Here is an 18,431-nt window from a genome sequence, read left to right on the forward strand (position 1 = left end):
CAGGTTGACGGCGAGAGGGCCCGCCGATACTTTAAGGTTCCGCCTGACTTATTCCGACTTGTCTTCGGCCGGCGCGGCGTCCACATCGGGCCGGTCAACGAGTTCGATCAGAGCCATCGGCGCGTTGTCACCCACGCGGAAGCCGAACTTCAGGGTGCGCGTATAACCGCCCGGACGAGTCTGATAACGGGGACCGAGCACGTTGAACAGCTTGGCCACAGAGTCCCGGTTGCGCAGGCGGTCAAACGCCAGACGGCGATTGGCCAGCGAGGGCTTTTTACCCAGGGTGATCAGGGGCTCGACCACGGCGCGCAATTCCTTGGCCTTGGGCAGCGTGGTTTTGATGGCCTCGTGCTCGATCAGCGAATTGGCCATGTTGCGAAACATGGCCTTGCGATGGCTGGAGGTGCGATTGAGTTTGCGAAGTCCGTTTCCGTGACGCATGGTGCTTTCCTTTCCTTATGAATTAGGCCAGCCGGATCAGGTACTGGCCCTGCACTGCCGGGTACTCCACCCGGCGAAACTTGTCATCAAAAAGCTTGTAATCAACGAGATTGATCAACGAGGTTCGCTCAGCGCTTGTCCAAGCCGCTGGGCGGCCAGTTGTCGAGCTTCATGCCCAGCGTCAGCCCGCGCGCGGCGAGCACTTCCTTGATTTCGTTGAGCGACTTGCGGCCCAGGTTGGGGGTCTTGAGCAGTTCGGTTTCGCTACGCTGAATCAGGTCGCCGATGTAATAGATGTTCTCGGCCTTGAGGCAGTTGGCCGAACGTACCGTCAGTTCGAGCTCGTCAACCGGGCGCAGCAGGATCGGATCGTAGGTCTGTCCACCCGCAGCCGCCTCGGCGGCCTCGGTCGTCTCGGCGCCTTCCAGGCTGGCGAACACCGACAACTGCTCAACCAGAATGCGCGCTGACGAACGAATGGCTTCTTCCGCGCTGATCACGCCGTTGGTCTCGATTTCCATGACCAGCTTGTCCAGATCGGTTCGCTGCTCCACGCGGGCGCTTTCCACGGCATAGCTGACGCGGCGCACCGGCGAGAACGAAGCGTCGAGCACGATATGACCAATGCTCTTGCCGCCTTCTTCGCCGAAATTACGCAGGGTGCCGGGGACGTAGCCACGACCCTTTTCGACCTTGATCTGCATGTCGAGCTTGCCGCCTTGCGACAGATGCGCGATCACGTGATCCGGGTTGACGATCTCGACATCGTGAGGCGTCTGAATATCAGCCGCAGTCACCACGCCTTCGCCTTCCTTGCGCAGCGACAGGGTGACTTCGTCACGGTTGTGCAGCTTGAGCACCACGCCTTTGAGGTTGAGCAGCACGCCGATCACATCTTCCTGCAGGCCGTCGACCACAGAGTACTCGTGGAGCACGCCGTTGATGCTGACCTCGGTCGGCGCATAACCGACCAGCGACGACAGCATGACGCGGCGCAGCGCGTTGCCAAGGGTGTGTCCGTAGCCGCGCTCGAAAGGTTCGAGCACCACTTTGGAACGGTTGTGACCGAGAGATTCGACCTGAATCGACTTGGGGCGAAGAAGTGCAGTTTGCATAAGGCTTCCTGTTCAATACCCTCCGCACGTTACGCGGATAAGGCTGAGGTGAGCGGCCGCTGCCAGCGTTGGCAAGGCACGAACACACCCCGGGAGTCCGGGGCGTGGATAAAAATTAACGCGAGTACAACTCGATGATCAGCGACTCGTTGATGTCGTTGCCAAATTCATCGCGGTCCGGGGCCTTCTTAAAGACGCCTTCCATCTTGGCGCCATCCACCTGCACCCAGGCAGGGAAACCATTCGACTCAGCCAGTTTCACAGATTCCTGGATGCGGGCCTGATTGCGCGACTTTTCACGCACCGCGATCACATCGCCCGTCTTCACCAGCGCCGAGGGGATATTCAACACCTTGCCGTTGACAGTGATCGAGCGATGGCTGACCAACTGGCGCGCTTCAGCGCGGGTCGAGCCGTAACCCATGCGATACACCACATTGTCCAGGCGCGATTCCAGCAGCATCAGCAGATTGGTGCCGGTATTGCCAGAGCGGCGTTGCGCTTCTTCGTAATAGCGGCGGAATTGGCGCTCAAGCACGCCATACATCCGCTTGACCTTCTGCTTTTCACGCAGTTGCTTGCCGTAGTCGGACGTGCGGGCACCAGAAGTGCGGCCGTGCTGACCCGGTTTAGTTTCGAGCTTGACCTTGGAGTCGATACCGCGGCGTGCGCTCTTGAGAAAGAGGTCTGCGCCTTCGCGGCGGGTGAGTTTGCCTTTGGCGCCAATAAAACGAGCCACTTGGAATTCCTTTCAATACTGCCATGCCGTGAATTGCATGGGAGCCCGAACAATCGGGCAGTGGGCTTGAAAACGCGCCCAGGGCCGACTAGACGACCAAAGGGCGCGGGGATAGTTCTACAAATCAGTGCAACAAAAATTCAACAAAACCTGCCGACAAAACCTATCAACAAAATCAGACGCGGCGACGCTTCGGCGGACGGCAGCCGTTGTGCGGGATCGGCGTCACATCTTCGATGAGCGTGACCTTGATGCCGAGGTTGTTCAGTGCGCGCACCGACGACTCACGCCCCGGGCCCGGGCCTTTGATGAAGACTTCCAGGTTCTTGATGCCGTATTCCAGCGCCACACGGCCCGCCTGCTCGGCAGCAACCTGCGCCGCAAACGGGGTGGATTTGCGCGAACCCTTAAAGCCTTGCGCACCCGAAGACGATGCCGACAGCGCGTTGCCCTGACGGTCGGTGATGGTGATGATGGTGTTGTTGAACGACGCGTGAACGTGCGCAATGCCGTCAGAGACGTTCTTGCGAACCTTCTTGCGTGCGCGCTGGGCTGCGGAGTTTTGGGAAGACGGTTTAGCCATTTGCGATGTTCCTTACTTATTTCTTCAGCGTGATGCTGCCCTTGCGCGGTCCCTTGCGGGTGCGGGCATTGGTGCGGGTGCGCTGACCACGCACGGGCAGGCCGCGACGATGGCGGAAGCCACGATAGCAACCCAGATCCATCAGGCGCTTGATGTTGACGGAGATCTCGCGACGCAGGTCACCCTCGATGGTGAGCTTGCCAATGGCTTCGCGCACCTTCTCCAGATCGGCGTCGGACAGATCCTTGATCCGCTTGTTGTAGGGAACGCCCGAAGCATCACAAATGGCGCGCGCGGTGGTGCGACCAATGCCGTAAATCGCCGTGAGGCCGATTTCGGAGTGTTGATGTGGCGGAATGTTAATACCAGCAATACGTGCCATTGAATACCTCGAACTTCAAAAAATGATTTGGGCTCAACCCTGGCGCTGCTTGTGACGCGGGTCGGTGCAAATCACACGCACAACACCTTTGCGACGAATAATCTTGCAATTACGGCACATTTTTTTAACCGATGCGCTCACTCTCATGATGATCCTCTCTTGCTATTACTTGGCGCGGAACACAATCCGCGCACGTGACAAATCGTAGGGCGTCAGCTCAACCGTGACCTTGTCTCCCGGAAGAATGCGGATGTAATGCATGCGCATTTTTCCGGAAATATGCCCCAAAACCGTGTGGCCGTTTTCCAGCTTGACGCGGAAGGTTGCGTTCGGGAGATTTTCGAGAATCTCCCCCTGCATCTGAATGACATCGTCCTTGGCCATAAAACTCCGTTAACGCACCCCGCCAAGACCCGATTTGAAATTGGCTTTTTTCAGCAGGGCATCGTACTGATGCGACATGGCATAAGCTTGCACTTGCGCCATGAAATCCATGGTGACCACCACAATGATCAGCAGCGAAGTTCCACCAAAACTGAACGGCACATTGTATTTCAATACAAGAAACTCCGGCAGCAGGCAAACCAAAGTGATGTAAATCGCCCCCACCAACGTCAGGCGCATCAGCACCTTGTCGATGAATTTGGCGGTCTGCTCCCCTGGCCGAATGCCAGGAATGAACGCGCCGCCTTTTTTGAGCTGATCGGCAGTTTCACGGCTATTGAAAACCAAGGCCGTGTAGAAAAAAGCAAAGAAAATGATCGCAGTGGCGTACAACAGAATGTAGAGCGGCTGCCCTGGCGAAAGCGCACCGGCAATATCCTTCAACCAGCCCATACCTTTGGCAGCACCAAACCAGCTCACTGCCGTTGCGGGAAGCAAAATAATGGACGATGCAAAAATCGGTGGAATCACGCCTGCCATATTCAACTTCAGGGGCAGATGCGAGCTTTGTCCACCATACACCTTATTGCCCACCTGCCGCCGCGCGTAGTTCACCAGAATCTTGCGCTGACCCCGCTCGACAAATACCACGAAATAGGTCACCAGCACCACGATGGCTAATACGAACAGCGCCACCAATACACTCATCGCGCCTGTACTGACCAACTCCATCAGCCCGGCGATCGCGGAAGGCAAACCAGCCACAATACCCGAGAAAATAATGATGGAAATACCATTCCCCAGACCACGCTCGGTGATTTGCTCACCCAGCCACATCAGAAACATGGTGCCAGAGGTCAGGGTCAGCACGGCAGATAGCTGAAAACCGATGCCAGGACTGATGACCAGGCCAGGGGAAGCCTGCAGCGCCACTGCAATACCGAAGGACTGAAAAAGCGCCAGCACCAAAGTGAAATAGCGCGTGTATTGTGTCGTCTTGCGCCGCCCTGCCTCACCTTCCTTTTTGAGGGCTTCGAGCGAGGGCACCACATAAGTGAGCAATTGCATGATGATCGACGCCGAGATATACGGCATGATCCCCAGCGCAAATACCGTGAAACGTGCCAGCGCTCCACCTGAGAACATATTGAACAGGCCCAAAATGCCGCTCGAATTGTTCTGGAAAAGTTGTTGCAGATGCGTCGGATCGATTCCGGGCACAGGGATGTGTGCACCAATGCGGTACACCACCAGTGCGCCGAGCAGGAACAGCAGACGACGACCGAGGTCGCCGTACTTGCCCTGCTGAGTCACGCCTGTGCTGGCCATGTCGAGACGTCCGTTCAGGCTGCTGCGACTTCGGCGATGCTTCCGCCGGCCGCCTCGATGGCGCTGCGGGCGCCCTTGGTTGCCAGAATGCCCTGTAGTTTGACAGCGCGAGCGATCTGACCCGAAGCTATAACCTTGACGGTACGCGACAGATCAGGCACCAGTCCGTGAGCCTTGAGCGTGAGCATGTCGATTTCGTCTTCCTGCATGCGGTTCAGATCAGCCAGAGTGACCTGCGCGCTGTAGCGCGCAATCGGCGACTTGAAGCCGCGCTTGGGCAGGCGGCGCTGCAAGGGCATTTGACCGCCTTCGAAGCCCACCTTGTGGAAACCGCCGGAACGCGATTTTTGGCCCTTGTGACCGCGGCCCGCGGTCTTACCGAGACCCGATCCAATTCCGCGGCCAACGCGGCGCTTGGCGTGCTTGGCGCCAGCGGCGGGTTTGATGGTGTTGAGTTGCATATTGAATCTCACTAATCGCGAATTTCACAAATTCTGCTGTTGCGCGCAAACCGAAGCTGGATCAGCCGCTGGTTTGCGCCCGATCTGAATCGGCTTTATTCGCAGATTTCAACCAGATAACTGACCTTGCGGACCATGCCACGCACGGCAGCCGTGTCTTCTAGCTCACGCACGCTGCCCAGCTTGCGCAGACCGAGGCCACGCACCGTCGCACGATGCGAATCGCGCGTGCCGATCACGCTGCGAACCAGCTTGACCTTGATGGTTTTCTTGTCACTCATGATGTTCAACCCAGAATTTCTTCAACGGTCTTGCCACGCTTCATGGCGATCTCCTGAGCGGAGTTCATATTAGTCAAGGCGTCGAGCGTTGCGCGGACCATGTTGTACGGGTTGGACGAACCGTGGCTCTTAGCCACAATGTCGGTCACCCCTAGCACTTCGAACATGGCGCGCATTGGGCCACCCGCGATGATGCCCGTACCCTGCACAGCAGGCAGCATCATGACGTTCGAAGCACCATGCTGGCCCATCACCTTGTGGTGCAGCGTGCCGCCCTTCAGGGGCACTTTCACCATATTGCGACGCGCTTGCTCCATGGCCTTTTGAACGGCCACAGGCACTTCACGCGCCTTGCCTTTACCCATGCCGATGCGGCCATCGCCGTCGCCCACCACGGTCAAGGCGGCGAAACCGAGAATACGACCGCCCTTGACGACTTTGGTGACGCGGTTGACCGCAATCATCTTCTCGCGCAGACCATCGTCGCGCGCTTCGTTGGAAAACTTGTTTTGAACTTTAGCCATGATGTGCTCGTTCTCAGAACTTCAGGCCGGCTTCACGCGCAGCCTCAGCGAGCGCCTTGACGCGCCCATGAAAGTGAAAACCCGAACGGTCGAAAGCGACGGTGTCGATGCCGGCCGCCTTGGCCTTCTCGGCAATACGGGTGCCCACGGCAACCGCGGCTGCCAGGTTGCCGCCATGCCCGCCCAGTTGTCCGCGAACTTCCGCTTCCACGGTTGATGCAGAGGCGAGCACGCGGTCGCCCTCGGCGGAAATGATGTTGGCGTAAATATGCTGATTGGTGCGATGCACCGACAGACGAACCACACGCAGACGCGCGATACGGCGGCGAGTTGCCTGGGCACGGCGCAAGCGGGAAATGTTTTTGCTGATCATGATCCTGGCCCTTACTTCTTCTTGGTTTCCTTGATCACCACCACTTCGTCGGCGTAACGCACACCCTTGCCCTTGTAGGGCTCAGGCGGACGATAGGCACGAACTTCGGCAGCGATCTGGCCAACGAGTTGCTTATCCACACCCTTGATGACGATCTCGGTGGGAGTCGGCGTTTCGACCTTGATGCCCTCAGGCATGTCCTTGACGATGGGATGGGAAAAACCCAACGAGAGATTCAACTTGGCGCCTTGAGCCTGAGCCTTGAAGCCCACACCAACCAGGGTGAGCTTGCGCTCAAAACCCTTGGACACGCCGTGCACCATGCCCGCAACCAGGGCACGCATGGTTCCCGACATGGCATGCGACTCACGAGACTCGTCGGCCGGCGCGAAAGTCAGTTCCCCATTTTCTTGGGCGATCCGCACGCCGGCGTATTGGGCACGCTCCAGCTTGCCGAGCCCGCCCTTGATGGCGATAGTCTCGGCACTGAGGCTGACCTCAACACCTGCCGGCACTGCAACCGGATATTTGGCAATACGTGACATGTCCGTTCTCTCCTTAAGCGACGTAGCAGAGAACTTCGCCACCCACGCCGACTTGACGCGCCTTGCGGTCGGTCATCAGCCCACGGGGAGTCGAAACGATGGCAACGCCCAGGCCATTCATCACTTGGGGAATGGCTTCTTTGCCGCGATAGACGCGCAGGCCCGGGCGACTGACGCGCTCAAGACGCTCGATCACCGGTTTGCCCGCGTAGTACTTCAACGAAATCTCAAGATTCGCCTTGGCATCACTCTCACGACGGATATTGAAGCCGTCGATATAGCCCTCTTCGTGCAGGACCTGAGCGATTGCAGCTTTGATCTTGGAAGCTGGCATCGTTACCTTCGCCTTCTCGACCATCTGCGCGTTACGAATACGCGTCAGCATGTCGGCGATGGGATCACTCATGCTCATCAATACTCTCCTAAAAACTTTTGGCGTCTAGTCGGCAAGCAACGCAATAATCGATACGTGACAACCGAACTCAACTTGTCTGTGTGACCGATTACCAGCTGGATTTGGTCACGCCGGGGATTTCCCCGCGGAACGCCAGCTCGCGAATCTTGCTGCGCGACAACCCGAACTGGCGGAACGTCCCACGCGGGCGACCGGTGATGGCGCAGCGATTGCGCAGCCGGGTTGGACTGGAATTGCGCGGCATCTGCTGAATCTTCAAGCGCGCCTCGTAGCGCTCTTCAAAAGACTTGGAGGCGTCATCAACGATGGCCTGCAGTTCAGCGCGCTTCGATGCAAATTTTGCAACCAAGTCTTCGCGCTTCTTTTCGCGGTTGATCAGGGACAGTTTCGCCATGATGATTCTTCAGTTCTTGAAAGGGAAGCGGAACGCGGCGAGCAAGGCCTTGCACTCCTCGTCGGTTTTCGCCGTCGTGGTCACGCTGATATTCAGACCGCGCAGCGCATCGATCTTGTCGTACTCGATTTCCGGGAAGATGATCTGCTCTTTGACCCCGATGTTGTAGTTGCCACGACCGTCGAAAGCACGCGCGGAGATGCCGCGGAAATCGCGTACACGCGGCAGGGCGATAGTCACAAAACGATCGAGGAAGTCGTACATGCGACCACCACGCAAGGTCACCATGCAGCCGATAGGCAGGTCTTCGCGGATTTTGAATCCGGCAATCGCCTTGCGCGACCTGGTGACAACCGGCTTTTGGCCCGCGATCTTGGTGAGATCACCCACCGCGTGCTCCATCACTTTTTTATCAGCCACCGCCTCGGACACACCCATATTGAGTGTCACCTTGGTCAGGCGGGGCACTTCCATGACCGACTTGTAGCCAAACTTGGCCATCAATTCGGGCACGACTTTGTCTTTATAAATCGTCTGCAGGCGCGACATAAATCCTCCGGTCAGCCCTTGATCTGCTCGCCACTGGATTTGAAGACGCGCACTTTGGCGCCATCACCCAGAGTCTTGAAGCCGACGCGATCCGCCTTGCCGGTCGCGGGGTTGTAAATAGCCACATTGCTTTGATGAATCGCCAGGTCGCGGGACACCACACCACCCGCCTCGCCCTTCATCGGATTGGGGCGCACATTCTTCTTGACCGTATGCACACCCTCGACCACGATATGGTCGGCATCCACACGAGCCGCCACTTTGCCGCGGCGACCCTTGTCGCTGCCAGCAATGACAATCACTTCGTCATCTTTGCGAATCTTGTTCATCACAAATCCTTTTTCGACAGCTCAGAGCAGGGCTCAAAGAACCTCAGGCGCCAGAGACACGATCTTCATGAAGCGCTCGGTACGCAGTTCACGCGTCACCGGGCCGAAAATGCGCGTACCGATGGGCTCGAGTTTGGCATTGAGCAGCACGGCCGCATTGCCATCGAACTTGATCAAGGAGCCGTCCGCACGACGGACACCCTTGGCGGTACGCACCACGACGGCACTGTAAACCTCACCTTTTTTCACGCGACCGCGCGGGGCAGCCTCTTTGATGCTGACCTTGATGATGTCGCCCACGCCGGCGTAGCGGCGCTTGGAGCCGCCCAGCACCTTGATGCACATGACGGATTTGGCGCCCGTATTGTCGGCGACATCCAGTCTGGATTGCGTCTGAATCATGTAGTTTCCTTCACCCAACTTAGTCGCAAAAAATGCGCCAGTCTTGGCTCCCTGGTGCGGGAATTGATCTGTGTTGCTCAGTTTTTGTTCAGCAGCCGCCGTGCGCCAACTCGCAGCATCACGAACATCGGCTGGCTTCGCGCTTCTCTGCACCCTTTAAAGAGCTGCAAAACGGCGAAGCATTGAATTATGCAAGGGCGCAAAGCCGTTGTCAACTCCTTTTTCGCGACCTTCCGCCTTTGATGCTCAAGAGCGTTTGGTGACGCGGCCACCCCGGCAAGCGACAGCACTGATGAGAGTGGCCGCCAGCAGTACGGCAGCGTAATCCCAGATCGATCCTTCGCGAAGCAATCCGCCCCCCACGAGTACGAGATGCAACAGCAGCGCACCGATCGCCGCCCAACTCGCTCGGCGTCCCCAACTGGCGGCGCAGCCACCTCCCCAGGCCAGGTGCGCCAATCCCCCGGTCAAGGCGCCCACAAACAAGGGCATGAGGCTTGTCTGGATCAGCCACGATAAAAAGAGGGGGAGCATGAAAATTCTCGAAGAAATCGTGCGGGAAGAACGTCAGCAATACGCGAAACCTGCTGTTTGCACCGATGCACCAGGTCGTTTAATGGTGGACAATGTCACCTTTGAAGGCCCCAAGCGCATTCTTGGTTTGATCAAGATCAGTCGCTCAAAGTCGCGACAGTTCTTAAAATCACGATCTGATTATGTTGCTCGCTGCCATCGGACTCAACCACCAAACCGCACCCGTCGGGGTACGCGAGCGGCTGGCGTTTTCTGCCGATACCTTGGTAGACGCGCTTCAACGGCTGAAGGTGAACATGCTGAACGGGCGCCGAAATGGCCCCATCGAAGCGGCCATTCTATCGACCTGCAACCGCACTGAAATCTATTGCGCGGCCGAAAGCGACCCGCGTGATGCCCTATTGCACTGGCTGTCCACCGAGCGCCAAGTGCAGTTCGATGATCTGGCCGACCATAGTTATCGCCTGGTACAAGACGGTACCGTTCGACACGCCTTCCGTGTGGCCAGCGGTCTGGACTCCATGGTGCTCGGCGAGCCGCAGATTCTGGGGCAGATGAAGGAAGCGGTGCGGGTCGCCTCGGATTCGGGCGCTCTGGGCAGCACGCTGAACCAGATGTTTCAGCGAACTTTTTCCGTGGCCAAAGAGGTACGCACCAATACGGAAATCGGCGCTCATTCGGTCAGCATGGCAGCAGCCAGCGTGCACCTGGCACAAACTGTGTTCGAGAGCCTTCAGGAGTGTCGCGTGTTGTTCATCGGCGCGGGCGACATGATCGAACTTGTGGCCACGCATTTTTCCGCGCACCATCCCAAGAGCATGGTGATCGCCAATCGCACCGTGGAGCGCGGCGCCCATCTGGCACAGCGGTTCGGGGCGGAAGCCATTCGGCTGACCGACATGCCGCAGCGGCTGGGCGAATTTGATGTGGTCGTGACCAGCACCGCCAGCAGCCTGCCGATCATCGGTCTGGGCGCGGTTGAACGCAGCATCAAACAGCGGCGGCACAAACCCATGGTCATGGTCGATCTGGCCGTACCGCGCGACATTGAGCCCGAGGTCGCGCAACTGCGCGATGTCTATTTGTATTCGGTCGACGATCTGTCTGCATTGGTGCGCAGCAATACGGAGAAGCGCCAGGCCGCGATCGAACAGGCCGAGGCCATTATCGAAAACCGGGTGCATGGTTTTCTCGAATGGCTTGATCTGCGCTCGCAGGTGCCCCTCATTCAACGACTGCAGTCGCAAAGCGAACAGTGGCAGACGCACGAGGTCGAACGCGCCCGACGTCTGCTGGCTCGGGGCGAGTCGCCCGAGGCCGTGCTGGACGCACTCGCGCGGGGCCTGTCGCACAAATTCCTGCACGGCGCCTTCACCGCGCTGCACCAGGGCGATCCGTCTCATCGCCAAGTCGTGGCGCAGGCGGTCGAGCGGGTGTTTCTGTGCCCGCACCGACGCGATTCCGATTCCCCCTCTGACTCGCAGGTCTAGCGCGTCCTCCGCGCCCTCCAAATCCGGCGCTTCTTTTTATAACGCCTTCGGTTTACCGCCCGCGCACTCAGGCGCGGCTGTTCCACATCCCCCATGAAACCTTCCCTGCTGGACAAACTGGAGCAGATGCAACGCCGGGCCGACGAGCTTGACGCCTTGCTTGCCGCACCCGATTGCACCGCGGATCTGCAGCGCTTTCGCAACATGACGCGGGAACTGGCCGAGCTGCAAGCCGTGGTCGGGCTGTATGTGCAATACAAGGCAAAAACAGAAGACCTGTCGCAGGCGGAATCGTTGTTGAGCGACCCTGACATGAAGGAGCTGGCGCAGCAGGAAATTCAGGATGCACGCGCTGCCCTCGACGCGCTTGAAGCCCAGCTTCAGGTCGCCTTGTTGCCGCGCGACCCGGACGATAGCCGCAACGTGTTCGTGGAAATCCGGGCCGGGACGGGGGGTGAAGAGTCCGCGCTGTTCGCCGCCGACTTGCTGCGCATGTATGCGCGCTATGCCGAGCGCAAGCGCTGGGCGACCGAAGTGATCAGCGAGAGCCCGAGCGATCTCGGCGGATACAAGGAAGTGATTCTGCGCGTCGCGGGTGAAGGCGCCTACGGTCTGCTGAAATACGAATCGGGCGGCCACCGCGTGCAGCGTGTGCCCAAGACCGAGACGCAGGGACGCATTCATACCAGTGCGGCCACCGTGGCCGTGATGCCCGAAATGGATGAGGCTCAGGCGATCCAGATTAATCCTTCCGACTTGCGCATCGACACCTTTCGCGCCTCGGGTGCGGGCGGGCAGCACATCAACAAGACCGACTCGGCCATACGCATCACCCACCTGCCCACCGGGCTGGTCGTGGAGTGTCAGGACGAGCGCTCGCAGCACCGCAACAAGGCGCGCGCACTGTCGGTACTGGCCGCGCGTCTGGCCGAGCGAGAACGACAGGCCCGGCAGGCGGAGGAAGCGGCCACCCGCAAAAGCCTGGTGGGCAGCGGCGACCGCTCCGACCGCATCCGCACCTACAACTTTCCACAGGGCCGGGTCAGCGAGCACCGCATCAACCTCACCCTCTACAAAATCGACGCCATCCTGGACGGCGACCTCGACGAGCTGCTCACCGCCCTGCGCACCGAAGATCAGGCCGCGCAACTAGCAGCCTTAGGAGCATGAGATGACAGCGCCGCGCGATCTGGCCGCTTGGACGCGAACCTGCGGCCTACCCCGGCTGGACGCACAGGCCCTCATCGAGGCCGTACTCGGCTGGAGCCGCGCCCAGCAAGCCGCCCATCCCGAACGCCTGCTTGAGACGGCCGAACTGACCCGGCTGCAGGCGCTGGCGACGCGCCTGCTCGGCGGCGAACCGCTGGCCTATGTGCTGGGAGAGCGCGAGTTTTTCGGCCTGAGTTTCGAAGTAACCCCCGATGTGCTCATTCCCCGCCCGGATACCGAATTGTTGGTGGAACTCTCCCTGCGCCATCTCGACGCCCTGCCCGCCACCCACGCGCCCACGGTGCTCGATATGGGCACCGGCAGCGGAGCGATTGCCATCGCCATCGCCCATGCCCGCCCGCATGTGCGGGTCTGGGCCTTGGACGCCAGCGCTGCCGCGCTCGCCGTGGCGCAAAGCAATGCGCAGCGGCTGCTCGATGCCCGACGCGCAGGCGGCGAAGTGCACTTTCTCCAGTCCAACTGGTGGGATGCCTTGCAACCCCCGGCGACGACAGCGCGCTTCGACTGCATTGTTTCCAACCCGCCTTACATCGCTGCGCACGACCCGCATCTGCCCGCCTTGCGCCATGAACCCGCCCTCGCGCTGACCGGCCAGCATCCCAACCCGGACGGGCTGGGCGATCTGCACCAGATCATTGCGCAGGCCGACCGGTTTCTGCGGGACGACGGCTGTCTGCTGCTGGAGCATGGCTACGATCAGGCGGCCGCCGTGCGCGATTTGCTGGAGGCTCACGGGTATCGCAAGGTGTTCAGCGCACGTGATCTGGCCGGTATCGAACGGGTGAGCGGCGGGATAGTCGCGGCTGGTTGCGGCGATTCTCGAAATAGGCTCCCGTCCGCAACAAAACCGGCCGCCCTCTAAAATTGCTTGATCGACATCAACCAGGAAATGCCGCCATGTCCAGTGTGCAAGAGCAAATTGATCAAATCGTCAAGAACAACGACGTAGTGCTGTTCATGAAAGGCTCGCCGCAATTCCCCATGTGCGGTTTTTCAGGGCGCGCGGTGCAGTTGCTCAAGTCGTGCGGCGTCAGCCAGATCAAGGCTGTGGACGTGCTGCAGGACGAAGGCATTCGCCAGGGCATCAAGGAATACGCCAACTGGCCCACCATCCCGCAGCTTTACGTCAAGGGCGAATTCGTCGGCGGCTCGGACATCATGGCCGAGATGGCGCAAAGCGGCGAGCTGCAAGCTCTGCTGGGCAGCCTGAAATAAGCGCGCATTCGTTTGACTCACATTCGCTTGACGCCCCCCTTCAGCCCGCCGCTCCCATGACCCGGCCAAGACTCATCGTGGCGCTGACCGGAGCGACGGGCATCGTCTATGGCGTGCGACTGCTGCAACATCTGCAGCGGCTCGGCGGCGTTGAGACGCATCTGCTGATTTCCGCCGCCGGCGTGCTCAACCTCAAGGTGGAAATGGACCTCGACCGCAAGGCAGTCGAGGCGCTGGCGGATGTGGTGCATCCCGTCGGCGACATCGGCGCGACCATTGCCAGCGGCTCGTTTTCCTCCTTGGGCATGGTGGTGGCGCCCTGCTCCATGCGCTCTCTGGCAGCCATTGCCCACGGTTTTTGCGACAACCTCATCACCCGCGCGGCAGACGTGTGCCTGAAAGAGCGCCGCAAGCTGGTGCTGCTGCCGCGCGAGGCGCCGCTCAACCTCGCCCATCTACGCAATATGACCGCCGTCACGGAAATGGGCGGCGTCATTTTCCCGCCCCTGCCCGCGTTCTATCTGCGGCCCGCCAGCATCGAAGCGATGGTCGACGCCAGCCTGGCGCGCGTGCTCGACCAGTTCGCCATCGCCCACGATCTCGGCGAGGAGTGGTCGGGGGTCAGGTCAAGCTGAACACAGCGCTCAAGGAAACGCCGGGCCGCCCCAAGTTTCCTTGACCCCCACGGGGGGCGGGCTGGGCGCAGCCCGGCCCTGGGGGCGCTTATAAGCGCTGCCGTTTGTCCAATGTCATTGTGAGCGGCCGCACCCAGGGTCTATAAAGGCAGTATCTACTTGGAGATGCCATGAATTCACCCACCGCCCCACGTAAAACAACAGCACGGCCTGCGCGCAAGCGGGTCAGCCCGGCAAAGTCGGCACAGCAGCGCCAGGCCGCGCACAACACCGCCCACAACAAGGTTGCGCGAGGCGACATTCCGCCGCATCTCACGCCTGCTGGCGTGCGCAAGTTCGTGATCGATCAGTCGCAAGAGGCGGCGCAGCAGGCTGAACTGGCGGCGCTCGACACCATCCTCAAAGGCCCGCCGCCTGTAGACCTCCACAACGAAGGCGTGCAAGCCATCCTGGAGGGTGACGCCCCCGACGATGCAGCGGCCATGCGGGCGGCGCTGGGCATGCCGGCGGACGAGCCCGCCCCGCAACACACCAGTGATGAGCTGGCCGAAGACTGGCGCAAGGGCGGCTATCCCTACAAATTCAAGATGCTGCGGCGAGATTACGAGCGGCAGAAATTCGTGCTGCAAACCGAGCTGCTCAAGCTGCAGGCCTGGGTGAAGGAAAGCCGACAGCGTGTGATCATTCTGTTCGAGGGGCGCGACGCAGCGGGCAAGGGCGGCACCATCAAACGGGTGATGGAGCACCTCAACCCCCGTGGCGCGCGCGTGGTGGCGCTCGAAAAACCTAGCGAGGTCGAACGCGGCCAGTGGTATTTCCAGCGCTATGTGCAGCATCTGCCCACGGCCGGCGAGATCGTGCTGTTTGACCGCTCTTGGTACAACCGGGCTGGGGTCGAGCGCGTGATGGGGTTTTGCACCGACGCCGAGTACCACGAATTTCTGCGCCAAGCGCCGGAGTTCGAGCGCAATCTGGTGCGCAGCGGCATTCATCTCATCAAGTTCTGGTTCTCAGTCAGCCAGGACGAGCAGCGCCGCCGCTTCAAGGAGCGACAGGTGCACCCGCTCAAGCAGTGGAAGCTGTCGCCCATCGACATGGCCTCGCTCGACAAGTGGGACGACTACACCCGCGCCAAAGAGGCCATGTTCTTCCACACCGACACGGCCGATTCCCCCTGGACTGTGGTGAAGTCGAACGACAAGAAGCGCGCGCGCCTCAACGCCATGCGCTACGTGCTGCATTCGCTGCCCTACACCGGCAAGGATGTGACGCGCATCGGCGAGGTGGACAACCTCATCGTCGGCCGCGCCAACTTCATTCACGAGCGCGGTGAGCACGATCTGAGCAAAGGCGAGTACGTCTGATCGCCCTGATCTGATTTTTCGACTTATTCCCCGCCGAAACGCTGTGCGAACGCGCGCTTCAAAACCGCATCCACCTCCGGCAGGCGCGCACCGAGGCTGACCAGCATGGCCTCATCGGCTGGGCGCTGCGCAGCAGACCAGGCAGATTGCGGCCAATAAGCGTCCCAGCGCCAGCGCGCGATGACATGCCAGTGCAGATGCGGCACCACATTGCCCAGGCTGGCGAGGTTGATTTTGTCGGGTGCCAGCGTTTCGCGCAGCGACTGCTCGGCCAGCGCCACCGCGTCCAGGCAGGTCAGGCGCTGCAGCGCGCTCAAGTCGCTGAACTCGGCCACATGCGCATTCCACACCACCCGGTAAAACGCCGGAAGCAGGGCGTCGTCTGCCCGGATCAGGCGGAATTCCGCACCGCGCCAGATCAGCCGCCCGCCGTCGGTCTCACAGAGTGCGCAGGCCGTTTCGCTCGACATCGCTCACGCGCGCTGCGCCGCGCCCACCATGATCACCGGCCCGGTCGGCAGGCCTGTGGGAGAACCACCGGGCGGCTCCACGCTGACGGCAAACGCCTTGGCCTGCGACAGATGCGACTGCGCCGACTTGGGAATGGGGTAGCGGCTCTGTCCCGCCGCCACGACGCCCAAAGAAATGGGGGCGCCCTGCGTGGGCAACAGCCAGAGTTGGTAGCTCTTGCCGCTGGGTGGCGTCATGGCGCCAACGGCCGTCAAAGTCAGTTTGCCGTTCTGCACCGTCACAACGGCGGCCTGCCCGCCCGCGCCATGCATCAACGCCGCCATCTGCACCGGAGCGGCCGTACCACGGCCGACCTCCGGGTTCTGCACCAGCACCACGACTGAAAAGGCCACCGCTGCCACGGCCACGCCGCCGAGCCACAGAGACAAGCGCCGCCAGGCTTCAACGCCCCAAGACGTCGACTTACCAGCCCCCGCAGGCTGAGTCACGCGCGGGGAATCGAGGCGCGCGGTGATGCCCTGCCAGACCGAGTCGGACGGCTGACCGATTTGCGCTGCCGACAGCAAGCTGGCATCGAGCCGCGTGCGCCAGCCTTGCACCGCTTGGGCAAACTCAGGGCTCTGCTCCAGCAAACGCTGGGCGCGACGCTGCGCAGCCGGGCTGAGCCCGCCTGTGAGCCAGTCGGCCGCCAGCCGGTCGAGCAGATCGCTGTTGCGGTAGCGTGCGGGCAGCGTCACCTTGCGCCCTCCCCCAGACAGTCGCGCAAAAACAGCACCGCGCGCCGGATCAGCGTTTTCACCGTGCCCAGCGGCAGAGCGCGCTCGCGGGCGACTTCGGCGTGCGACTGCCCCAAGACATACGCCGCCGCGAGCAGATCACGCTGGCGGGGTTGCAACTGTCCCAAACAATCCTCCATCGGTTGGCCCTGCAAGCGGGCTTCGAGCAGCGCTTCAGGCGTGCGGTCATCCGCGATTTCGGGCGGATCATCCGCCTCATCGCCCTGCAGTGAAACGACATACTGCGCCTCGCGCTTGTTGGCGCGCAGGCGATCGAGACAGGTGTTGCGCACCAGCGCGGAAATCCAGGCCTCCGGGCTACCCAAAGCAGGCCGGTAGCTTGCGGCCTGATGCCAGACCTTCACATACGCATCCTGCATCGCCTCTTCGGCAAACGACCGGTCGCGCAGCAGCCGCAGGCAGATCGCCCAGGCCCGGTTTTGCGTGGCCGCGTACAACTGGCCGAACGCGTCGCGGTCGGCCAGGGCGGTGTAGGCAAGCAGGGATTGCAGGTCGGGCATGAGCGCAGCGTGAGGGGCAACCCGGCGTTCGCAGCGCCGCCCGATGAAGGCGTGCCGCAAAGCAGGCGGGTTTGCGGCGAATGTTACCGACATCGCGCCGCACCCGCTGTTCGGGATGCCCCCGGCGATCAGACGATGAACGCCGCAGGCACCGGGTCTTTGCCCAAGGCGTTGAGCAAAATGGCCCAGTGCATGGTCTCGTCGCCCATGATGCTGGCCGCGGCCTTGGCGAGATCTTTGTTGTGGAATTGCGGCACCGCGCCCAGATAGGCACTGGCCGCGCCCTTTTCCAGCCCGGCGGCGAATTCCAGCACGTCGGCCTGCGATTTGAGCGAGGCTGTGGGGAAGCCGTACTCAGCGGGCTTCTTGGCCATGACCGGCGTGCCGCCCAGCTTGCCGATGGTGGACGACAGCACCTCGGCATGCGCCTTGTGCTGTCCCTGGAACTTCACGGCCACGGCGAGCACCGGCTTTTCCAGCAAACCCGATTCGGCGCCAACCTGATAGGCAGCGATGGCCTGATATTCCAACCCGAGCGCGACGTTGAGAATGGCGATGTCGTCCGTGGTCGACTGGGACATCGTCCCTGCCCAACTCGTTGCTGGTGCCAGTGCGCTGGAAGCGGCCAGCCCCGCGGCGAACAGGCCGCCGACGCGGAAGAACTGACGGCGGCTGGCACCCTGCCCGCTGGAATCCTCGGGGGCGGCGGAAGGGGAAAGGGCGGTGTGGGCTGCGGCTTGCGTGCGTTGCATGGTGAAACCTCCTGAAAGAGAAAAAACGAGAACAGCGCGTTCTGTGCGGCTGTTGTTCGAATTACGCGCCAGCGGGCAAAACGGATTCAAGCCACGCGATTCATTTATCCCAGATCAAAAGATTGCAATTCCGGCATATCGGGCTGGGAAGTTTTTGCGTCCTGTCACTTTTGCAACTGTATGTATCTGCAACC

At 60.8% G+C, this 18,431-nt stretch carries 29 protein-coding genes; 6 read left to right on the top strand and 23 right to left on the bottom strand.

All coding sequences use genetic code 11. The annotated features are described in order from the left end of the window. Positions 1 to 48: 48 nt before the first annotated feature. From rplQ to B7X30_RS03940, 19 genes are all read right to left on the bottom strand, one after another. Positions 49 to 444 carry a 50S ribosomal protein L17 gene (gene rplQ / locus B7X30_RS03850; RefSeq protein ID WP_013106889.1) on the bottom strand — a complete coding sequence of 132 codons (396 nt, stop codon included), beginning with the start codon at positions 442 to 444 and terminating at the stop codon, positions 49 to 51. Positions 445 to 572: 128 nt separating this feature from the next. Then, the gene (locus B7X30_RS03855) at positions 573 to 1,559 is read right to left on the bottom strand and encodes a DNA-directed RNA polymerase subunit alpha (RefSeq protein WP_013124106.1); all 987 of its coding nucleotides are present in this window, start codon (positions 1,557 to 1,559) and stop codon (positions 573 to 575) included. Between the two features lie 115 nt (positions 1,560 to 1,674). Beyond that, positions 1,675 to 2,298 (bottom strand): 30S ribosomal protein S4, encoded by a 624-nt coding sequence (rpsD, locus tag B7X30_RS03860; RefSeq protein ID WP_286729155.1) that lies wholly within the window; start codon positions 2,296 to 2,298, stop codon positions 1,675 to 1,677. Between the two features lie 175 nt (positions 2,299 to 2,473). Further along, entirely contained in the window at positions 2,474 to 2,881 is a 408-nt protein-coding gene (gene rpsK / locus B7X30_RS03865) for a 30S ribosomal protein S11 (protein ID WP_013106892.1), read from the bottom strand. Between the two features lie 16 nt (positions 2,882 to 2,897). After that, a complete protein-coding gene (rpsM, locus tag B7X30_RS03870) occupies positions 2,898 to 3,263 on the bottom strand; it encodes a 30S ribosomal protein S13 (RefSeq protein WP_013106893.1) in 366 nt (121 codons plus the stop codon). A gap of 33 nt (positions 3,264 to 3,296) precedes the next feature. After that, on the bottom strand, positions 3,297 to 3,410 hold the full coding sequence (gene rpmJ, locus B7X30_RS03875; protein WP_013106894.1) for a 50S ribosomal protein L36: 114 nt from the start codon (positions 3,408 to 3,410) through the stop codon (positions 3,297 to 3,299). An 18-nt stretch (positions 3,411 to 3,428) separates the two neighbouring features. Further along, positions 3,429 to 3,647, bottom strand: a complete 219-nt coding sequence (gene infA / locus B7X30_RS03880) for a translation initiation factor IF-1 (protein WP_013106895.1) — start codon at positions 3,645 to 3,647, stop codon at positions 3,429 to 3,431. Between the two features lie 9 nt (positions 3,648 to 3,656). After that, a complete protein-coding gene (gene secY / locus B7X30_RS03885) occupies positions 3,657 to 4,976 on the bottom strand; it encodes a preprotein translocase subunit SecY (RefSeq protein WP_013124107.1) in 1,320 nt (439 codons plus the stop codon). A 14-nt stretch (positions 4,977 to 4,990) separates the two neighbouring features. Further along, positions 4,991 to 5,437 (bottom strand): 50S ribosomal protein L15, encoded by a 447-nt coding sequence (gene rplO / locus B7X30_RS03890; RefSeq protein WP_013106897.1) that lies wholly within the window; start codon positions 5,435 to 5,437, stop codon positions 4,991 to 4,993. Between the two features lie 95 nt (positions 5,438 to 5,532). Further along, the gene (gene rpmD, locus B7X30_RS03895) at positions 5,533 to 5,718 is read right to left on the bottom strand and encodes a 50S ribosomal protein L30 (RefSeq protein WP_013124108.1); all 186 of its coding nucleotides are present in this window, start codon (positions 5,716 to 5,718) and stop codon (positions 5,533 to 5,535) included. Positions 5,719 to 5,723: 5 nt separating this feature from the next. Beyond that, entirely contained in the window at positions 5,724 to 6,242 is a 519-nt protein-coding gene (rpsE, locus tag B7X30_RS03900) for a 30S ribosomal protein S5 (protein ID WP_286729158.1), read from the bottom strand. 13 nt (positions 6,243 to 6,255) lie between these two features. Then, positions 6,256 to 6,612 carry a 50S ribosomal protein L18 gene (gene rplR, locus B7X30_RS03905; protein ID WP_286729200.1) on the bottom strand — a complete coding sequence of 119 codons (357 nt, stop codon included), beginning with the start codon at positions 6,610 to 6,612 and terminating at the stop codon, positions 6,256 to 6,258. Between the two features lie 14 nt (positions 6,613 to 6,626). After that, the gene (gene rplF / locus B7X30_RS03910; protein ID WP_013124109.1) at positions 6,627 to 7,160 is read right to left on the bottom strand and encodes a 50S ribosomal protein L6; all 534 of its coding nucleotides are present in this window, start codon (positions 7,158 to 7,160) and stop codon (positions 6,627 to 6,629) included. 13 nt (positions 7,161 to 7,173) lie between these two features. Beyond that, positions 7,174 to 7,572: a 30S ribosomal protein S8 gene (gene rpsH, locus B7X30_RS03915; protein WP_013106902.1), complete on the bottom strand. Its 399-nt coding sequence runs from the start codon at positions 7,570 to 7,572 to the stop codon at positions 7,174 to 7,176. Between the two features lie 91 nt (positions 7,573 to 7,663). Beyond that, entirely contained in the window at positions 7,664 to 7,969 is a 306-nt protein-coding gene (rpsN, locus tag B7X30_RS03920; RefSeq protein WP_013106903.1) for a 30S ribosomal protein S14, read from the bottom strand. A gap of 9 nt (positions 7,970 to 7,978) precedes the next feature. Then, the gene (gene rplE, locus B7X30_RS03925; protein ID WP_013106904.1) at positions 7,979 to 8,518 is read right to left on the bottom strand and encodes a 50S ribosomal protein L5; all 540 of its coding nucleotides are present in this window, start codon (positions 8,516 to 8,518) and stop codon (positions 7,979 to 7,981) included. Positions 8,519 to 8,529: 11 nt separating this feature from the next. Beyond that, positions 8,530 to 8,847 (bottom strand): 50S ribosomal protein L24, encoded by a 318-nt coding sequence (gene rplX, locus B7X30_RS03930; protein ID WP_013124110.1) that lies wholly within the window; start codon positions 8,845 to 8,847, stop codon positions 8,530 to 8,532. A gap of 33 nt (positions 8,848 to 8,880) precedes the next feature. After that, entirely contained in the window at positions 8,881 to 9,249 is a 369-nt protein-coding gene (gene rplN / locus B7X30_RS03935; protein ID WP_013106906.1) for a 50S ribosomal protein L14, read from the bottom strand. Between the two features lie 246 nt (positions 9,250 to 9,495). Continuing rightward, positions 9,496 to 9,741: a hypothetical protein gene (locus tag B7X30_RS03940; protein WP_286729162.1), complete on the bottom strand. Its 246-nt coding sequence runs from the start codon at positions 9,739 to 9,741 to the stop codon at positions 9,496 to 9,498. Between the two features lie 224 nt (positions 9,742 to 9,965). On the opposite strand from B7X30_RS03940, the gene hemA reads away from it, so the two are divergent. The 6 genes from hemA (at position 9,966) to ppk2 (ending at position 15,717) form a co-directional block, all read left to right on the top strand. Further along, positions 9,966 to 11,273, top strand: coding sequence for a glutamyl-tRNA reductase (hemA, locus tag B7X30_RS03945; RefSeq protein WP_156053455.1), 1,308 nt, complete (start codon positions 9,966 to 9,968; stop codon positions 11,271 to 11,273). 93 nt (positions 11,274 to 11,366) lie between these two features. Next, positions 11,367 to 12,443, top strand: a complete 1,077-nt coding sequence (gene prfA, locus B7X30_RS03950) for a peptide chain release factor 1 (protein WP_286729163.1) — start codon at positions 11,367 to 11,369, stop codon at positions 12,441 to 12,443. A gap of 1 nt (position 12,444) precedes the next feature. Further along, complete coding sequence (gene prmC / locus B7X30_RS03955; protein WP_286729164.1) at positions 12,445 to 13,365, top strand: peptide chain release factor N(5)-glutamine methyltransferase; 921 nt, start codon at positions 12,445 to 12,447, stop codon at positions 13,363 to 13,365. A gap of 35 nt (positions 13,366 to 13,400) precedes the next feature. Continuing rightward, positions 13,401 to 13,718, top strand: a complete 318-nt coding sequence (grxD, locus tag B7X30_RS03960; protein ID WP_013106911.1) for a Grx4 family monothiol glutaredoxin — start codon at positions 13,401 to 13,403, stop codon at positions 13,716 to 13,718. Between the two features lie 56 nt (positions 13,719 to 13,774). After that, on the top strand, positions 13,775 to 14,353 hold the full coding sequence (locus B7X30_RS03965) for a UbiX family flavin prenyltransferase (RefSeq protein WP_286729166.1): 579 nt from the start codon (positions 13,775 to 13,777) through the stop codon (positions 14,351 to 14,353). Positions 14,354 to 14,523: 170 nt separating this feature from the next. Beyond that, on the top strand, positions 14,524 to 15,717 hold the full coding sequence (gene ppk2, locus B7X30_RS03970) for a polyphosphate kinase 2 (protein ID WP_286729167.1): 1,194 nt from the start codon (positions 14,524 to 14,526) through the stop codon (positions 15,715 to 15,717). Between the two features lie 23 nt (positions 15,718 to 15,740). On the opposite strand, the gene B7X30_RS03975 is transcribed toward ppk2, so the two are convergent. From B7X30_RS03975 to B7X30_RS03990, 4 genes are all read right to left on the bottom strand, one after another. Continuing rightward, on the bottom strand, positions 15,741 to 16,187 hold the full coding sequence (locus B7X30_RS03975) for an HIT family protein (protein ID WP_286729168.1): 447 nt from the start codon (positions 16,185 to 16,187) through the stop codon (positions 15,741 to 15,743). A 3-nt stretch (positions 16,188 to 16,190) separates the two neighbouring features. After that, the gene (locus B7X30_RS03980; protein WP_286729169.1) at positions 16,191 to 16,925 is read right to left on the bottom strand and encodes an anti-sigma factor; all 735 of its coding nucleotides are present in this window, start codon (positions 16,923 to 16,925) and stop codon (positions 16,191 to 16,193) included. Then, positions 16,922 to 17,485 carry a sigma-70 family RNA polymerase sigma factor gene (locus tag B7X30_RS03985; protein ID WP_276708279.1) on the bottom strand — a complete coding sequence of 188 codons (564 nt, stop codon included), beginning with the start codon at positions 17,483 to 17,485 and terminating at the stop codon, positions 16,922 to 16,924. The genes B7X30_RS03980 and B7X30_RS03985 overlap by 4 nt, the downstream gene beginning before the upstream one ends. Before the next feature lie 128 nt (positions 17,486 to 17,613). Next, positions 17,614 to 18,237 carry a ferritin-like domain-containing protein gene (locus B7X30_RS03990; RefSeq protein ID WP_286729172.1) on the bottom strand — a complete coding sequence of 208 codons (624 nt, stop codon included), beginning with the start codon at positions 18,235 to 18,237 and terminating at the stop codon, positions 17,614 to 17,616. Between the last annotated feature and the right edge of the window lie 194 nt (positions 18,238 to 18,431).

This window comes from Thiomonas sp. 13-64-67 (assembly GCF_002282795.1).
Taxonomy (GTDB): Bacteria; Pseudomonadota; Gammaproteobacteria; order Burkholderiales; family Burkholderiaceae_C; genus Thiomonas; species Thiomonas arsenitoxydans.

Coding starts and splice junctions, on each gene's coding strand:
- prmC (WP_286729164.1), top strand. CDS start 12,445: ATGACAGCGCCGCGCGATCTGGCCGCTTGGACGCGAACCTGCGGCCTA.
- B7X30_RS03975 (WP_286729168.1), bottom strand. CDS start 16,187: ATGTCGAGCGAAACGGCCTGCGCACTCTGTGAGACCGACGGCGGGCGG.
- rpmD (WP_013124108.1), bottom strand. CDS start 5,718: ATGAGTGACAAGAAAACCATCAAGGTCAAGCTGGTTCGCAGCGTGATC.
- B7X30_RS03855 (WP_013124106.1), bottom strand. CDS start 1,559: ATGCAAACTGCACTTCTTCGCCCCAAGTCGATTCAGGTCGAATCTCTC.
- rplN (WP_013106906.1), bottom strand. CDS start 9,249: ATGATTCAGACGCAATCCAGACTGGATGTCGCCGACAATACGGGCGCC.
- grxD (WP_013106911.1), top strand. CDS start 13,401: ATGTCCAGTGTGCAAGAGCAAATTGATCAAATCGTCAAGAACAACGAC.
- rplE (WP_013106904.1), bottom strand. CDS start 8,518: ATGTCGCGCCTGCAGACGATTTATAAAGACAAAGTCGTGCCCGAATTG.
- B7X30_RS03965 (WP_286729166.1), top strand. CDS start 13,775: ATGACCCGGCCAAGACTCATCGTGGCGCTGACCGGAGCGACGGGCATC.
- rpsH (WP_013106902.1), bottom strand. CDS start 7,572: ATGAGCATGAGTGATCCCATCGCCGACATGCTGACGCGTATTCGTAAC.
- B7X30_RS03940 (WP_286729162.1), bottom strand. CDS start 9,741: ATGCCCTTGTTTGTGGGCGCCTTGACCGGGGGATTGGCGCACCTGGCC.
- hemA (WP_156053455.1), top strand. CDS start 9,966: ATGTTGCTCGCTGCCATCGGACTCAACCACCAAACCGCACCCGTCGGG.
- rpsK (WP_013106892.1), bottom strand. CDS start 2,881: ATGGCTAAACCGTCTTCCCAAAACTCCGCAGCCCAGCGCGCACGCAAG.
- rplX (WP_013124110.1), bottom strand. CDS start 8,847: ATGAACAAGATTCGCAAAGATGACGAAGTGATTGTCATTGCTGGCAGC.
- infA (WP_013106895.1), bottom strand. CDS start 3,647: ATGGCCAAGGACGATGTCATTCAGATGCAGGGGGAGATTCTCGAAAAT.
- rplQ (WP_013106889.1), bottom strand. CDS start 444: ATGCGTCACGGAAACGGACTTCGCAAACTCAATCGCACCTCCAGCCAT.
- rpmJ (WP_013106894.1), bottom strand. CDS start 3,410: ATGAGAGTGAGCGCATCGGTTAAAAAAATGTGCCGTAATTGCAAGATT.
- B7X30_RS03990 (WP_286729172.1), bottom strand. CDS start 18,237: ATGCAACGCACGCAAGCCGCAGCCCACACCGCCCTTTCCCCTTCCGCC.
- rpsN (WP_013106903.1), bottom strand. CDS start 7,969: ATGGCGAAACTGTCCCTGATCAACCGCGAAAAGAAGCGCGAAGACTTG.
- ppk2 (WP_286729167.1), top strand. CDS start 14,524: ATGAATTCACCCACCGCCCCACGTAAAACAACAGCACGGCCTGCGCGC.
- rplO (WP_013106897.1), bottom strand. CDS start 5,437: ATGCAACTCAACACCATCAAACCCGCCGCTGGCGCCAAGCACGCCAAG.
- rplF (WP_013124109.1), bottom strand. CDS start 7,160: ATGTCACGTATTGCCAAATATCCGGTTGCAGTGCCGGCAGGTGTTGAG.
- rpsE (WP_286729158.1), bottom strand. CDS start 6,242: ATGGCTAAAGTTCAAAACAAGTTTTCCAACGAAGCGCGCGACGATGGT.
- prfA (WP_286729163.1), top strand. CDS start 11,367: ATGAAACCTTCCCTGCTGGACAAACTGGAGCAGATGCAACGCCGGGCC.
- rpsM (WP_013106893.1), bottom strand. CDS start 3,263: ATGGCACGTATTGCTGGTATTAACATTCCGCCACATCAACACTCCGAA.
- B7X30_RS03985 (WP_276708279.1), bottom strand. CDS start 17,485: ATGCCCGACCTGCAATCCCTGCTTGCCTACACCGCCCTGGCCGACCGC.
- secY (WP_013124107.1), bottom strand. CDS start 4,976: ATGGCCAGCACAGGCGTGACTCAGCAGGGCAAGTACGGCGACCTCGGT.